Source organism: Mesorhizobium sp. LNHC209A00 (assembly GCF_000502915.1).
Classification (GTDB): Bacteria; Pseudomonadota; Alphaproteobacteria; order Rhizobiales; family Rhizobiaceae; genus Mesorhizobium.
Window position 1 is genome coordinate 234,418 of record NZ_AYWT01000005.1, and the last position, 13,693, is coordinate 248,110.

16 protein-coding genes, 1 other RNA gene and 1 pseudogene are annotated in these 13,693 nt (G+C 62.8%); 11 read left to right on the plus strand and 7 right to left on the minus strand.

Features of this window, described 5'->3' with window-relative positions:
* Positions 1-98: 98 nt before the first annotated feature.
* From X739_RS150205 to X739_RS150195, 3 genes are all read right to left on the minus strand, one after another.
* Positions 99-1,289, minus strand: coding sequence for a VWA domain-containing protein (locus X739_RS150205; protein WP_023794845.1), 1,191 nt, complete (start codon positions 1,287-1,289; stop codon positions 99-101).
* Positions 1,290-1,295: 6 nt separating this feature from the next.
* On the minus strand, positions 1,296-1,742 hold the full coding sequence (locus X739_RS150200; RefSeq protein WP_023771713.1) for a GNAT family N-acetyltransferase: 447 nt from the start codon (positions 1,740-1,742) through the stop codon (positions 1,296-1,298).
* 88 nt (positions 1,743-1,830) lie between these two features.
* Positions 1,831-2,667 carry a MoxR family ATPase gene (locus X739_RS150195; protein WP_023794846.1) on the minus strand — a complete coding sequence of 279 codons (837 nt, stop codon included), beginning with the start codon at positions 2,665-2,667 and terminating at the stop codon, positions 1,831-1,833.
* A 259-nt stretch (positions 2,668-2,926) separates the two neighbouring features.
* Here X739_RS150195 and X739_RS01000000166150 point away from each other — a divergent pair, with 259 nt between their 5' ends.
* The 8 genes and pseudogenes from X739_RS01000000166150 to X739_RS150165 all read left to right on the plus strand — a co-directional run bounded on the left by X739_RS01000000166150 (position 2,927) and on the right by X739_RS150165 (position 7,359).
* Positions 2,927-3,232: a DUF4345 domain-containing protein gene (locus tag X739_RS01000000166150; protein ID WP_245273868.1), complete on the plus strand. Its 306-nt coding sequence runs from the start codon at positions 2,927-2,929 to the stop codon at positions 3,230-3,232.
* A gap of 25 nt (positions 3,233-3,257) precedes the next feature.
* A non-coding RNA gene (ssrS, locus tag X739_RS1000000168055) (6S RNA) lies at positions 3,258-3,413 on the plus strand.
* Between the two features lie 95 nt (positions 3,414-3,508).
* Positions 3,509-4,096: a 5-formyltetrahydrofolate cyclo-ligase gene (locus X739_RS150190; RefSeq protein WP_023771710.1), complete on the plus strand. Its 588-nt coding sequence runs from the start codon at positions 3,509-3,511 to the stop codon at positions 4,094-4,096.
* 63 nt (positions 4,097-4,159) lie between these two features.
* Positions 4,160-4,984, plus strand: a complete 825-nt coding sequence (locus tag X739_RS150185; protein ID WP_023771709.1) for a YmdB family metallophosphoesterase — start codon at positions 4,160-4,162, stop codon at positions 4,982-4,984.
* Between the two features lie 68 nt (positions 4,985-5,052).
* The gene (locus X739_RS150180; RefSeq protein WP_031241363.1) at positions 5,053-5,820 is read left to right on the plus strand and encodes a TerC family protein; all 768 of its coding nucleotides are present in this window, start codon (positions 5,053-5,055) and stop codon (positions 5,818-5,820) included.
* Between the two features lie 34 nt (positions 5,821-5,854).
* Positions 5,855-6,013: pseudogene (locus tag X739_RS150175) on the plus strand (transcriptional regulator); the annotation flags it as partial.
* A gap of 253 nt (positions 6,014-6,266) precedes the next feature.
* Entirely contained in the window at positions 6,267-7,016 is a 750-nt protein-coding gene (locus X739_RS150170; RefSeq protein WP_023794848.1) for a YebC/PmpR family DNA-binding transcriptional regulator, read from the plus strand.
* Positions 7,017-7,032: 16 nt separating this feature from the next.
* A complete protein-coding gene (locus tag X739_RS150165; protein ID WP_023771705.1) occupies positions 7,033-7,359 on the plus strand; it encodes a SelT/SelW/SelH family protein in 327 nt (108 codons plus the stop codon).
* A 30-nt stretch (positions 7,360-7,389) separates the two neighbouring features.
* Here the strand turns inward: X739_RS150165 and X739_RS150160 are convergent, their stop codons facing one another.
* Positions 7,390-7,866, minus strand: a complete 477-nt coding sequence (locus X739_RS150160) for a DUF1772 domain-containing protein (protein ID WP_023794849.1) — start codon at positions 7,864-7,866, stop codon at positions 7,390-7,392.
* A gap of 145 nt (positions 7,867-8,011) precedes the next feature.
* Here X739_RS150160 and X739_RS150155 point away from each other — a divergent pair, with 145 nt between their 5' ends.
* On the plus strand, positions 8,012-8,641 hold the full coding sequence (locus tag X739_RS150155; RefSeq protein WP_023771703.1) for a TetR/AcrR family transcriptional regulator: 630 nt from the start codon (positions 8,012-8,014) through the stop codon (positions 8,639-8,641).
* A gap of 83 nt (positions 8,642-8,724) precedes the next feature.
* Here the strand turns inward: X739_RS150155 and rpmE are convergent, their stop codons facing one another.
* Positions 8,725-8,946 (minus strand): 50S ribosomal protein L31, encoded by a 222-nt coding sequence (gene rpmE / locus X739_RS150150; RefSeq protein WP_010912060.1) that lies wholly within the window; start codon positions 8,944-8,946, stop codon positions 8,725-8,727.
* Between the two features lie 205 nt (positions 8,947-9,151).
* Between rpmE and X739_RS150145 the strand changes: the two genes are divergently transcribed.
* Positions 9,152-10,951, plus strand: coding sequence for an ABC transporter transmembrane domain-containing protein (locus tag X739_RS150145; RefSeq protein WP_023771702.1), 1,800 nt, complete (start codon positions 9,152-9,154; stop codon positions 10,949-10,951).
* Between the two features lie 49 nt (positions 10,952-11,000).
* On the opposite strand, the gene X739_RS150140 is transcribed toward X739_RS150145, so the two are convergent.
* Positions 11,001-12,491 (minus strand): carboxypeptidase M32, encoded by a 1,491-nt coding sequence (locus X739_RS150140; RefSeq protein WP_023794850.1) that lies wholly within the window; start codon positions 12,489-12,491, stop codon positions 11,001-11,003.
* 140 nt (positions 12,492-12,631) lie between these two features.
* On the opposite strand from X739_RS150140, the gene X739_RS150135 reads away from it, so the two are divergent.
* Positions 12,632-12,985, plus strand: a complete 354-nt coding sequence (locus X739_RS150135; protein WP_023794851.1) for a DUF1304 domain-containing protein — start codon at positions 12,632-12,634, stop codon at positions 12,983-12,985.
* Positions 12,986-13,088: 103 nt separating this feature from the next.
* On the opposite strand, the gene X739_RS150130 is transcribed toward X739_RS150135, so the two are convergent.
* Positions 13,089-13,514 (minus strand): hypothetical protein, encoded by a 426-nt coding sequence (locus tag X739_RS150130; protein WP_023771700.1) that lies wholly within the window; start codon positions 13,512-13,514, stop codon positions 13,089-13,091.
* Between the last annotated feature and the right edge of the window lie 179 nt (positions 13,515-13,693).

Sequence of the window (13,693 nt, forward strand, 5' to 3'; positions counted from 1 at the left end):
CTCCTCAGCCTTGGCGGCTCGTTCTTGGTTGCAACCGGATATTCGCGACAAGATAGGGGTTTGTTACAGACCTGCGCAGTCCCGAGCGCTTCGGACTTTCAATGTTTGCGCGACAATTGCCTGGTGGCGCCTTCCAATCCGGTCAGTGTCAGTGGGAACATGCGGCCGCCGAAGATGTCACGGATCATCGCGATCGAATGGGTAAAGCCCCAGTTCTTTTCGCTCTCGGGGTTAAGCCACACCGCGTTCGGCCATTGCCGCAGCAGCCGGCCGAGCCAGACGGCTCCGGCCTCGGGGTTCCAGTGTTCCACCGAGCCGCCGGGGTGGGCGATCTCGTATGGGCTCATCGAGGCATCGCCGACGACGATGACGTTATAGTCGGGGCCATATTTGTGGATGAGGTCGAAGGTTGAAATCGTCTCGGCATGGCGGCGACGATTGTCCTTCCACACGCCTTCGTAGAGGCAGTTGTGAAAGTAGAAATATTCGAGCTGGCGGAATTCGGCGCGAGCGGCCGAAAACAGCTCCTCGACGCTTTTGATATGGTCGTCCATCGAGCCGCCGACATCGAAGAACATCAGGAGCTTCACCGCATTGCGGCGCTCGGGCCTGGTTTTGACGTCGAGATAGCCGTGCTCGGCGGTGGCGTGGATGGTGCCGGGCAGGTCGAATTCTTCCTCCGCGCCCTCACGCACCCAGCGGCGCAAGCGCTTCAGCGCGACTTTGATGTTGCGGGTGCCGAGTTCGACGGCATCGTCGAAATTCCGGAACTCGCGCTTGTCCCAGACTTTCACCACGCGACGGTTGCGGCTTTCGTGCTGGCCGATGCGCACGCCTTCGGGGTTGTAGCCATAGGCGCCGAGGGGGGAGGTGCCGCCGGTGCCGATCCATTTCGAACCGCCCTGGTGGCGGCCCTTCTGTTCCTCGAGCCGCTGCTTCAGCGTCTCCATCAGCCTGTCGAAACCGCCCAGCGCCACGACCAGTTTTTTCTCTTCCTCGGTCAGGTGCTTTTCGGCCAGCCGGCGCAGCCATTCCTCGGGAATATTGGCGACGTCGACCGCATCCGGTCCGCCCAGCGCCTCGACGCCCTTGAAGACATGCGCAAAGACCTGGTCGAAGCGGTCGATATGGCGCTCGTCCTTAACCAGTGCGGCGCGGGCAAGATAGTAAAAACCCTCGACGTCGTAATCGACCAGCCCGGCGTCCAGCCCCTCCAGCAGCGACAGATATTCCCTGAGCGAAACGGGAACACGGGCAGCTTTCAGCTCGAGGAAGAAGGGGATGAACATGGCCGGTTACAGCAAATCATACTCGATAAAGCCCGTCCTGCGCGCGACGTGGTCGTAGAGCTTGCGGGCGGTGGCATTGGTTTCGTGCGTCATCCAGTAGACGTTCTTCACGCCGATCTTGGCGGCCTCCTGTTTCACCGCCTCGATAAGGGCAGCGCCGATGCCTTTGCCGCGCACATCCGGATCGGCGAACAGATCCTGCAGGTAGCAGTTGTTTTTCTCCGACCAGCCGGAGCGGTGGTAGAGATAATGGGTGAGGCCGACGGCCTTGCCGCCCGATGTGGCGATAAAACCCTTCGGCTCGAACTCGCCTTCGGTGAACAATCGTTTCCAGGTGATGGCATAGACCTCTTCCGGCAGCTTGGTTTCGTAAAAGGTTAGATAATCGGTCCACAGGCGGTGCCAGTCGGCGTGGTCGGATTGCGCGAGGGGGCGGACAACGATCTCAGACATTTTATCTCCTCCGAAGGGTTCTGGCCGAAACTGACCTTCTCTTCGGCCCGCGGCAACGGTCCACAGCCGGGGAAAGCGCTGCTTCTGCCTATTGTCTTCTCGCCATGAAGGCCAGCCGCTCGAATAGATGCACGTCCTGCTCGTTCTTCAACAGGGCGCCATGCAGTTTGGGCAATGCGTTCTTCGGGTCGGCGCGCAAATCCTCCGGCGCGATGTCGTCGGCGACCAGCAGGCGGATCCAGTCGAGCGCCTCGGAGGTCGACGGCTTCTTCTTCAAGCCTGGCACGTCGCGGATTTCATAGAACTGGGTGAGGGCCGCGCGCACAAGGTTCTGCTTGATGCCGGGATAGTGCACGTCGACGATTCTGTGCAGCGTGTCGACGTCGGGAAAGCGGATGTAGTGGAAGAAGCAGCGGCGCAGGAAAGCGTCCGGCAACTCCTTCTCGTTGTTTGAGGTGATGATGACGATCGGGCGAACGGAGGCGTGAATGGTCTCGCCGGTCTCGTAGACGAAGAACTCCATCCGATCGAGTTCCTGCAGCAGGTCGTTGGGGAATTCGATGTCGGCCTTGTCGATCTCGTCGATCAGGAGCACGACCTTCTTGTCAGCCGCGAATGCCTCCCAAAGCTTGCCGCGCTTGATGTAGTTCTTGATGTCGTTGAACCTGACATCGCCAAGCTGGCTGTCGCGCAGCCGCGACACCGCATCGTATTCATAGAGGCCTTGCTGCGCTCGCGTCGTCGATTTGACGTGCCACTCGATCAGGTCGAGGCCGAGTGCCGCCGCCACTTGGCGGGCGAGTTCCGTCTTGCCGGTGCCGGGCTCGCCCTTGACCAGCAAGGGCCGCTCCAGTGCGATCGCCGCGTTGACCGCCACCATCAGATCCTTGTCGGCGACATAGGCCGCCGTGCCTTCGAAACGCATTTTTGCTCCTTGGTTGGTTGACGCGACCGTAAGGATGCCGCCGCGGCTGTGCAAGGGTTGCGCCGGATGCGACGAATGGCTTGAAACCCCAGACGAAAAATTCCCGTTGCTGCGCACGGCCGCTCGGCAGGCCGAGGGGCGGGGAGCATGAACGAAAAGATGTCAGGCAAGGCGGCGCTCCAGGTCGTCGTTGGCGTGTTGGCGGCAACGCCGGTTCTGGTGGGCGTGGAAGGTATCGTGTCCGGTCCGGAATTCTTGCATGTCGCCGCACCATGGCCTGTCGATCTCGACGGTCATTTCCGCTTCCTGTCCGGGTTTTCCTGGCCATTGGCCTTGCAGTTGCATTCCCAGCATCGAGACCAAGACGGAACGGTTCCGGCTGCTTGCCGCCTGCACGTTTGCCGGTGGCCTGGCACGGCTTGTCTCGCTGCTGTTGGTCGGCGCGCCATCGCTGGGGCACGTCGCCGGTCTCTGTATCGAACTGCTGGCGGTGCCGGCGCTGGTCTGGTGGCAGGGGCACGTCGTGAATAAAGCCAGCGGGACGGGCCAATTCTCTGGCGCTTGAGCCACCAGCGGCCTATATTGGGGAGGACGGTCTGTGCTTCCCGGCAGGAGAACATTTTCCCCGGGGCCTTAACGATCCTTAGGGAGCTGTCCCTGGGAAGACCCGTGGGTTTTCTCACACGGCGCCCACCTACTTTGTAGGTTCCCGGGATCGCTCTCTCCACCGGTTGTGTGGATCGTCACTTATCGCAAGGCGTCCCACGCATCTTGGTGGATGTTGCGGTGGGAACGTCCCACTTGAGGCCCGCAAAACTTTGACTTTTTCTACGTTGGCCGCATGACCTCTCCCAAAGACCTGAAAAAAAAGCTGCGTCTCGAGGCACTCGCCCGCCGCGACGGCCTCGATGCATTCTGGCGGGTGGAGGCTGCGCTCGAAATGGCGGAGACGGCGCGCGACCATCTGGAGATCGGGCCCGGTCAGATCGTCTCCGGCTTCTGGCCGATGCGCTCGGAGGTCGACGTCAGGCCGCTGATGTTCGCCTTGCGAGAGAAGGGCGCACGGCTCTGCCTGCCGGCCATTCTCGACAAGACCACCATCGTCTTTCGCGAACTGGTGCGCGGCGCGCCGATGGTGGATATGGGCTTTGGCACGGTCGGGCCCCACGCGGAGGCCGAGGTACTCGATCCCGCAGTCATGCTGGTGCCGCTCGCCGCCTTCGACGCGCGCGGTCACCGCATCGGCTATGGCGCCGGCTATTACGATCGGGCGATCGGCAAGCTCGTCGACAAGGGGTTCGCGCCCCGGCTCATCGGCATCGCCTTCGACTGCCAAGAAGTTTCGCAAGTTCCAGACGAACCCCATGACGTGGTCATCCCGGAAATACTCACCGAGAGCGGGTTGCGCCGCTTTGCGCCAAAATTGTAGATAGTTCTTTGAAACGCATGATCTTTGCCGAAAAGTCATGCAACTTTTCGGGATCACGCATAGATGCGACTTCTTTTCCTCGGGGACATGGTCGGCAAGACAGGGCGCACCGCGGTGTGGGAACAACTGCCTGGCCTGATCTCCGACTTCAAACTCGATTTCGTCATCGTCAACGGCGAGAACGCGGCTGGCGGCTTCGGCATCACCGAAGAGATCTTGCGTGAGACGATCGCGGCGGGCTGCGATGTCGTGACCACCGGCAACCATGTCTGGGACCAGCGCGACGCGCTGGCCTTCGCGCCGCGCGAGCAGCGGTTCCTGCGGCCTTCCAATTTCCCCAGAGGCACTCCGGGGCGCGGCTCCGGTGTCTACATCGCCAAAAACGGCGCGCGCGTGCTGGTCGCCAACATTATGGGCCGGGTGTTCATGCACCCGGAACTCGACGACCCGTTTCAGGCCGGCGAACGCGAGCTTGCCGCCTGTCCGCTCGGCGAGCAGGCGGATGCGGTGGTGATCGACTTCCATGCCGAGGCAACCTCGGAAAAAATGTGCTTCGCGCATTTCGTCGATGGACGCGCCAGTCTCGTCGTCGGCACCCACACGCACCAGCCCACCGCCGACCATCAGATCCTCAATGGCGGTACCGGCTACCTGTCGGATGCCGGCATGTGCGGTGACTATGATTCATCGCTCGGCATGGACAAGGAAGAACCGCTCAACCGGTTCCTGTCGAAAGTGCCGAAAGGGCGTTTCGAGGCAGCGACGGGACCGGCGACATTGTGCGGCGTCGGCGTCGATATTTCCGACCGCACGGGGCTCACCGAGAAGATCGCGCCGTTTCGTCGCGGGCCAAGGCTTGAAGAAACGGCTCCGTCCTTCTGGGCGTGACATTGATATAGGGGTTCGCAGTACCTAATTGCCGGCGACACTGCTCTAGATCGTAGGGGACGACCTCCATGCAGCTTATCGAATTCCTGGCGCCGCATTTTCAATTCGTTTCCGACCCGACCGCCTGGGTCGCGCTGCTGACGCTGGTGGTGCTCGAGATCGTGCTCGGCATCGACAATCTGATCTTCATCTCGATCCTGACCAACAAGCTGCCCGTGGAGCAGAGGGCACGCGCGCGGCGTCTTGGCATCTCGGCGGCGCTGGTCATGCGCCTGGTGCTGCTCGCCACCATTTCCATCATCGTCCAACTGACGACGCCGGTCTTCACGGCGTTCGGCCACGGCTTCTCCTGGCGCGACCTGATCCTGATCGCCGGCGGTCTGTTCCTGGTGTGGAAGGCGACCAAGGAGATCCACCACACGGTCGATCCCGACGATCATCAGGACACGATGCTGGGCGAAACGCTTAAGATCTCGCTTGCCGGCGCGATCTTCCAGATCCTGCTGCTCGACCTCGTCTTCTCCATCGATTCCATCATCACCGCCGTCGGCATGACCGACGAGATCGCCATCATGTATATCGCGGTCATCGCGGCCGTGACCGTGATGATGCTGGCGGCCGGACCGCTGGCGGACTTCATCGCCAAGAATCCGAGCATCGTCATGCTGGCGCTGGGCTTCCTGCTGATGATCGGCATGACGCTGATCGCCGACGGCATGGGCTATCATGTGCCCAAGGGCTACATCTACGCGGCGATGGGTTTTTCGGCGCTGGTCGAGGGGCTCAACATGCTGGCGCGGCGGCGCAAGAAAGCGAAAACCGGCGACCGGCACTGAGACCGATCGGCGCGGGGCGAGGCTAATGCCCCCGGAGGAGGCGGACCTGAACGTCGCGCGCCGCGACGGACGCGAGCGCTGGAAACATCTCAATGCGTTGCCGATCAAGCAGATTCACGACCGCTTGATCAGCCAGTATGACGGCCATGCGCTCAGTATCATCGACCGGCTGATGTCCGATCTGGAAGGGTAGGCCTCCGATCTCGAAGGGTAGGACAAAGGCCGGGCGAAACCTGCTTGCCGGGCCGCCGCATGCCGAGTGCCTGGCAACGCGGCGCGGCTGGACGAATTGAGCCGATTTATCTATAAGCCGGCCATTCCGACACAGAGCGCCGTACGTTCACCCGGACGCATCGGGACGCTCTGAAATTGAATTCGAGCCTTTTGCAAAGGCGAGATGACGCATCTCGCGGCAAGACGCTCTAGCCGAACACGACAGGGGTGCCATGGCTGGCCATTCACAGTTCAAGAACATCATGCACCGCAAGGGTCGTCAGGACGCGGTGCGGTCGAAAATGTTTTCCAAGCTGGCGCGCGAAATCACCGTCGCCGCCAAGAGCGGAACGCCGGATCCATCGATGAACCCGCGTTTGCGGCTGGCGATCCAGAACGCCAAGGCGGTGTCGATGCCCAAGGACAACATCCAGCGCGCCATCAACAAGGCCTCGATGGGCGACGCCGAAAACTACGAAGCCGTGCGCTACGAAGGGTATGGGCCGGGTGGCGTGGCCGTGATCGTCGAGGCGCTGACCGACAACCGCAACCGTTCGGCGTCCAATGTCCGCGCCGCCTTCACCAAGGCCGGCGGCGCGCTCGGTGAAACAGGATCGGTGTCGTTCATGTGGGACCGTGCTGGCGAAATCCACTATCCGGCCTCGGCTGGCAGCGCCGACAAGATCATGGATGCGGCCATCGAAGCCGGCGCCGACGATGTCGAATCGGACGAAGAAGGCCACACGATCTATTGCGCCTTCGAGACTCTCGGCGAGGTGTCCAAGGCGCTTGAAACCTCGCTCGGCGAGGCCGAATCGGTCAAGGCGATCTGGAAGCCGCAGAACAATGTCCCGGTCGACGAAGAGCGGGCGCAGTCGCTGATGAAGCTGGTTGCGACGCTCGAGGACGATGACGACGTACAAAGCGTGTACGCCAACTTCGAAGTCGACGACGAGACGATGGCCAAGCTCAGCGCGGCGTGAGCGAAGGTCGTCCGACATGAGTAAAGCTCAGTTGCCGGCCATCCGCATCACCTACTGCACGCAATGCCAGTGGCTGTTGCGTGCCGGCTGGATGGGGCAGGAACTGCTCTCCACCTTCGGCACCGATCTCGGCGAGGTGACGCTGGTGCCGGGCACCGGCGGCATCTTCACCATCTCCTGCAATGAAGTGCTGGTCTGGGATCGCAAGCGCGACGGCGGCTTTCCGGACGCGGCGAAACTCAAGCAGCTGGTCCGCGACGTGATCGATCCGGATCGGGATCTCGGTCACGCCGACCGCAAAGGCCATAGGTCGAAGGGCGACACGCAAGAAGATCCGGCGTGAGCAAGGCCTCTTGCGTTTCGCAGAGCCTCTTTAGAGCAATGCGAAGATAAAGCAGGCCATCGCCACGATGGCCGTGATGGTACGGACGTGGTTCCACATCACCCATTGGCTCAGGTGGTTCGCCCACACGGCCGCGCCGTTGCTGCTGGCCGGATCGACGGCGGCGAGCGCATCGTTGAGCGGCACGTTGAAGGCCATGGTCACGATAGGGTTGCCGACCAGATAGAGCACCGCGCCGGCAAGCAACCAGTAGGTGCCCGAATGGCTCCAGCCCAAGAGAGCGGCGGCAATGACGACGAGGCAGATGAGGCCGGTGCCGAAAAGCGCGGTCATGAAGGTCGGGGTGATCACCGTGATGTTGATCGAATTCATCGCTGCGATGCCGGTTGGAACGGGCAGCCGGACAAGGGCTGCCATGACGAACGTGGAAAAGGCGAAGAACACGCCGCCAACGACGCCCGAGCCGATCGCGGCGACGAAGGTGAGGGTTGGAAGAAGCTTCGTCATTTCAGTTGCTCCAGACACTGGTTGCGGCGGTTTGCTCTCTGCAAATGTGAGTATGTCTCACATTTGCAGAATGTGATAAACCCTCGTATTTTGTAAGTCAAGTCATTCCCGGTGATTTTACCGGACGCGTTTGTTGGAGACAGTCATGGGGGCAACGCCGGCCAACGAGCAGATCGCTTCGCCGCGCCGGGCGCCGAGCCAGCAGCGCAGCCGCGAGCGAGTCGAGCGCATGCTTGCGGCCGCCTCGGCGCTAATTGCCGAACAAGGCAGCGATGCCATGCGCATGGGGGAAGTGGCGGAGCGGGCTGGGGTGTCGATAGGCTCGCTCTACCAGTTCTTTCCGGACAAGCGGGCGATCGTCTGGGCGCTGGCCGAACGCTACACGGCCGAGAGCCAGGCGTGCATTTCGGCGGCACTGAAGGATATCAGCGACGCCGAAGGCCTGAAGCGGGCCTTTTCCGAGCTAGTCGATATCTATTACGGCCTGTTCCTGGCCGAGCCGGTGATGCGCGATATCTGGTCGGGCACACAGGCCGACAAGGCGCTGCGCCAGCTAGAACTCGCCGACAGCCGCGCGAACGCGGAATTTCTGATCGCGGTCCTCAAGCGCCTGCGGCCCGATGCCGATCCGGTGGCGCTCGACACGACGGCATTCTTGGTCTGGCAGATGGGCGAGGCGGCCATGCGGCTGGCGATCTCGGTCGAGCGGCAGGAGGGCGACAGGCTGGTCGCGGCCTACAAGCGCATGGCACTCAGGGAATTGCTGGCCGAATAAGGGGCCGAAAACCCAGCCTTCGGCCAAGCAACAAAAAACCCGCCACAAGGGCGGGCTCTTGATCCGCGAAAAAACTCTTCGCCTTAGAGGCCGAAACCTTCGAAGCGCTTCTTGAATTTCGACAGGCGGCCGCCGCGGTCGAGCAGGGTCTGCTGGCCGCCGGTCCAGGCCGGGTGGGTGGTCGGGTCGATATCGAGGTTCATCGTATCGCCTTCCTTGCCCCAGGTCGAACGGGTCGTGTATTCGGTGCCGTCGGTCATGACGACCTTGATGGTGTGGTAGTCGGGATGGATTGCGCTCTTCATGGCTCTGTTCCTGGCTTGCCGGCGCGGCGGACGGGCATAAGCCTGCGTCGATGCGCCTCTTTTTAAAACTCGAAGCCGCAGCTATTGAGGAGCCACGGCTTCTAAAACGGTCGGCGTGCCTATACATCAGCCGGAATTGAATCACAAGGCCGCGGCAAGCGCATATTGAAGCGCATGAGCTGAAGTGGCTAGAGGAAACACCGAGATGGCGCAATCAAGCAGCGCAGACGAGCGCCGACGCTCGCTCAAGCCGCTCAGACGCCTGTTTCCGTATATCGCCGGATATCGCACGCTGGTCATCGGCGCCCTTATCTCACTGGCCATCGCGGCGGCAACGACATTGGCACTGCCGCTGGCCGTCCGGCGCATGATCGACCACGGTTTCTCGTCGGCCAGCACTACCTTCATCGCCGAATATTTCGGCGCCCTCGTGGCGATGGCCGCCGTGCTGGCTGCGGCGTCGGCCGGCCGCTACTATTTCGTCATCACGCTCGGCGAGCGCGTCGTCGCCGACATCAGGCGCGATGTCTTTGCCCATGTGACGACGCTGTCGCCGGCCTTCTTCGACACCGCCCAGTCTGGGGAAATCGTGTCACGGCTCGCCGCCGACACCACGCAGGTCAAGTCGGCGGTAGGCGCTACCGCATCCGTGGCGCTGCGCAACGTCATCCTCGGTCTCGGCGCGGTGGGCATGATGGTCATCACCAGCCCGAAACTCTCCGGCCTAGTCATTGCGGCGATCCCCGTGATCGTGCTGCCGCTGGTCGCCTTCGGCCGCTCGGTGCGGCGCAAGTCAAGGCAGGCCCAGGACACGCTTGCCGACGCGACGGCCTATGCGAGCGAGCAGATCGGCGCGGTGCGCACGCTGCAAGCCTTCACCAATGAGAGACTGGTCACCGGACGATTCTCGGGCGCGGTGGAAGCCGCCTTCGAGGCAGCGCGCGCCTCGATCTTCGCGCGCTCCTTCCTCACCTTCTTCGCCATCTTCACCATTTTCTCCTCGGTCGTGGCGGTGTTGTGGTTCGGCTCGCGCGACGTGCTCGCCGGCACGATATCGCCTGGCACGCTTGGCCAATTCCTCCTCTATTCGGTGTTCGCCGCCGGCGCGCTCGGCGCGCTGTCGGAAGTCTGGGGCGAACTCGCGCAGGCCGCCGGTGCCGCCGAACGGCTGACCGAAATCCTGGCCGAGACGCCGGCGATCCAGGCGCCGGCCGATCCGAAGCCGCTACCGGCGGTTGCCAAGGGCGCGATCGTCTTCGAGAATGTTTCCTTCTCCTATCCGGCGCGGCCCGATCGCGCCGCCGTCCACGGCCTGAGTTTTCAAGTCATGCCCGGCGAGACGGTGGCCATCGTCGGCCCCTCGGGTGCCGGCAAGAGCACGGTGTTCTCGCTGATCCTGCGCTTCTACGATCCCGAGACAGGCAAGATCCTGATTGACGGCGTCGACGTGCGCGAGGCCGATCCCGTCGCGGTCCGGCAGCGCATCGCCATCGTGCCGCAGGACGTCACCATCTTCGCCGCGAGCGCGCGCGACAATATCGGTTTTGGCCGGCCAGGTGCCAGCAAGGCCGAGATCGAGGCGGCGGCCAAGGACGCATTGGCGGACGAGTTTATCCTCAGGCTCGAGAACGGCTATGACAGCCAGGTCGGCGAGCGCGGCGTGACGCTGTCCGGCGGCCAGCGCCAGCGTGTGGCGATCGCACGTGCCATCCTGCGCGACGCGCCGATCCTGCTGCTCGACGAGGCGACCTCGGCCCTCGACGCCGAAAGCGAGACATTGGTGCAGACCGCGCTCGAGCGGCTGATGCAGGGGCGCACCACCATCGTCATCGCCCACCGGCTGGCGACTGTGCTGAAGGCCGACAGGATCCTGGTCATGGATGGCGGCCGCATCGTCGAGGAAGGCACGCATCAGAGCCTGGTCGCCAAGGGTGGCATATATGCCAGGCTCGCCAAGCTGCAGTTCGAGACCGGCGCCAGCGCCTTCAGGGGCGCGGCGGAGTAGCAGGTTCAGTTCGTCTCGGCGAAACGAAAATTGTCATCCAGGCGGCATCTCATCCGCCGTAGCGCTGCTTCAGATGATTGACGAAATACACGGCGTTGAGCTTCTCGCCGGTGGCGCGCTCAAGCAGGTCCGGCGTCGACCAGCGCGATCCCTGCGACCAGATCTTCTCGCGGCGCCAACCGTTGATCGCCTCGAAATTCCCCTTTGCAAGGTCTTCGTCGGCTGAAGGATGCTCGCGCGTCAGCGCGGCCCATTGCTGCGCCGCCATCATCGCGCCCAGCGTATAGGACGGGAAGTAGCCGAAGGCAGCACCCGGCCAATGGACGTCCTGCATCGGCCCGTCGGCGGGGTTGTCGATGGTCGAGATACCAAGATAGTCGCGCATCTTGGCATCCCAGGCTTCGGGCAGATCAGCCACTTCGAGGCTGCCCGAAACAAGCTCCTGCTCCAGTTCGTAGCGCAGGATGACATGCAAGGGATAGGTCACCTCGTCGGCGTCGACGCGGATCAGGCCACGTTCGACACGATGCACATGCGGCAGGATATCGTCGAGCGACCAGGCTTCGCCGAGATGCTTCTCCACCACCGGCAGCGCCCAGCGCCAGAAGGCAGGATTGCGGCCGATCTGCTTTTCGACGAACAGGCTCTGGCTTTCGTGCACGGCCATGCCGCGGGCCTTGCCCAGCGGCCAGTGCGACCACGTCTTGGGCAGGTTTTGTTCGTAGAGCGCATGGCCGGTCTCGTGCAGCACGCCCATCAGCGCCGACAGGAAATCCGATGTCTTGTAACGTGTGGTGATGCGCACGTCGCTCGGCACGCCGCCGCAGAAGGGATGGTGCGATACCGACAGCGAGCCATGCGTCAGGTCGAAACCGACCGCAGCCATCATGGCAAGGCCGAGTTCACGCTGCTTGTCGATCGCGTAGGTGCCCGAAAGCGGCTNCGGCTTCAGCGGATGCTTGCGCAGCCGCGCCTCCTGGATCGCCACCGCCTCGGGCACGAATCCCTTGAGGAAAGCCTTCAGGTCGGCGAAGACGGGGGTGATGTCGGCGGTGCGATTGCCGGGATCGTATTGCTCCATCAGCGCGTCATAGGGAGCTAGGCCGAGGACATCGGAGCGCAGGGCCGCCTCTTCGCGCACCAGCGCCACCACGCCTTCGAGAGCCGGCTGGAAGCCAGCCCAATCGTTCTTGGCGCGCAGGGCGCGCCACAATTGCTCGCAGCGCATGCGCGCCGTCGTCTGGCGCTCGACGAATTGGACCGGCAGGCAGGTCAGGTTGGTGTATTGCCGCCGCAACTCGGCGAGAGCCGCCCGCTGCTCATCGTCCAATGCCTCGCCTTCGGCCGCGGCGATCCAGTCCGATATTTCCGGCGCGGTCGCCCTGGTGTGATACATGCCGGCAAGGGCTGCCATCGCCTCGGCGCGCTTCTCGCCACCACCGACGGCCATGTGGGTCGCCTCATCGGCGCCGAGGATGGCCAGCGCATGCTCAAGCGCTTCGAGCTTGTGGCCGAGATCGTCGAGTTTGTGAAAGGACATGGCGGCTTCCGTGGTTGAGGACGGGCGAAAAGACACCAACGCAAAAGCATTGGCAACCCTCGGATACCATCCGGCAGATGCAGCTTGCGCAAGCGAGGTTCGGCATGAAATGCTGTCGGCGACGGATGAAGGGGAGCAGAATGATCGGCAACATCCTGGTTGGGCTGGTGGCCTTGATCCATGTCTACATCGTCTATCTCGAGATGGTGCTTTGGGACACGCCGCGCGGGCACAAGACATTCCGCCTGACGCCAGAATTCGCCGGCGCCTCCAAAGTGCTCGCCGCCAATCAGGGTCTCTATAACGGCTTTCTCGCCGCCGGCCTGATCTGGGGGATTTACCTCGGCGCCGCCGGTTTCCAGGTCAAGGTCTTCTTCCTGTTGTGCGTGGCCATTGCCGGTCTCTATGGCGCGGCGACGGTCGGCCGCAAGATCCTGTACATCCAGACCGTGCCGGCGGTGGTCGCCCTGCTCGCGGTCTGGCTCGGTTGGTAGGCAAGATGGGCTGGTAAGGAAAGAAAAAGGACGCCAGCGGGATTGGGGTCCCGAAGGCGTCAATGGGTCCCTTCCTCCAGGACGTTTCCAGGCCGGAATAGCCTCAGCCGTTCGGATAGTTTCCGCCGTCGGCACCATCACCCATCAGGAAACCGCTGCCGGTGTCGACCATCAGACGCTGATCCACATTGTCGAGCCGGCGCAGCAGGTCATGGTACTGCGCGGCCGGGATCCTGCCGTGATCCGACGCGGCTATCCTCTCGGCGACCTGACTGATGCGGGCGGTGCGCATTTCGAGGCGCTCCGCGACTGCCGGGGTGATGTGGTTGGCTTGCCTGGCGTCGACGATGCCCTGATGAACACCCCGGACCTGCTCAACGAGCGCCTTGACACGGGGGCCTGCCATGTCGGTGGGGGCGGTTGCATCGAGAGCACCCTTGTGGTGGCCCGCGGCATAGGCGCCGGCGAGCGGGACGGCAATGAGAATTGCGGCAAGTGTTGCAGTCTTGAGAGATGCTGATGAGCGCATGGTGCGCTTCCTCCTGCTGGGAAGGGAGAGCGGCCGCGCCGCCTCGCCTTCCGACCATTTTGGGTCGTCCAGTCCCGTCGCGTCGCGATGGGAGGCATCGCCGGCGGTTCTCGGCCCTGCGCGGCAAGCTAGGAGCGCTTCGGCGGGAAGTGTAATTAAAAAAAGATAATCTTTTCAGG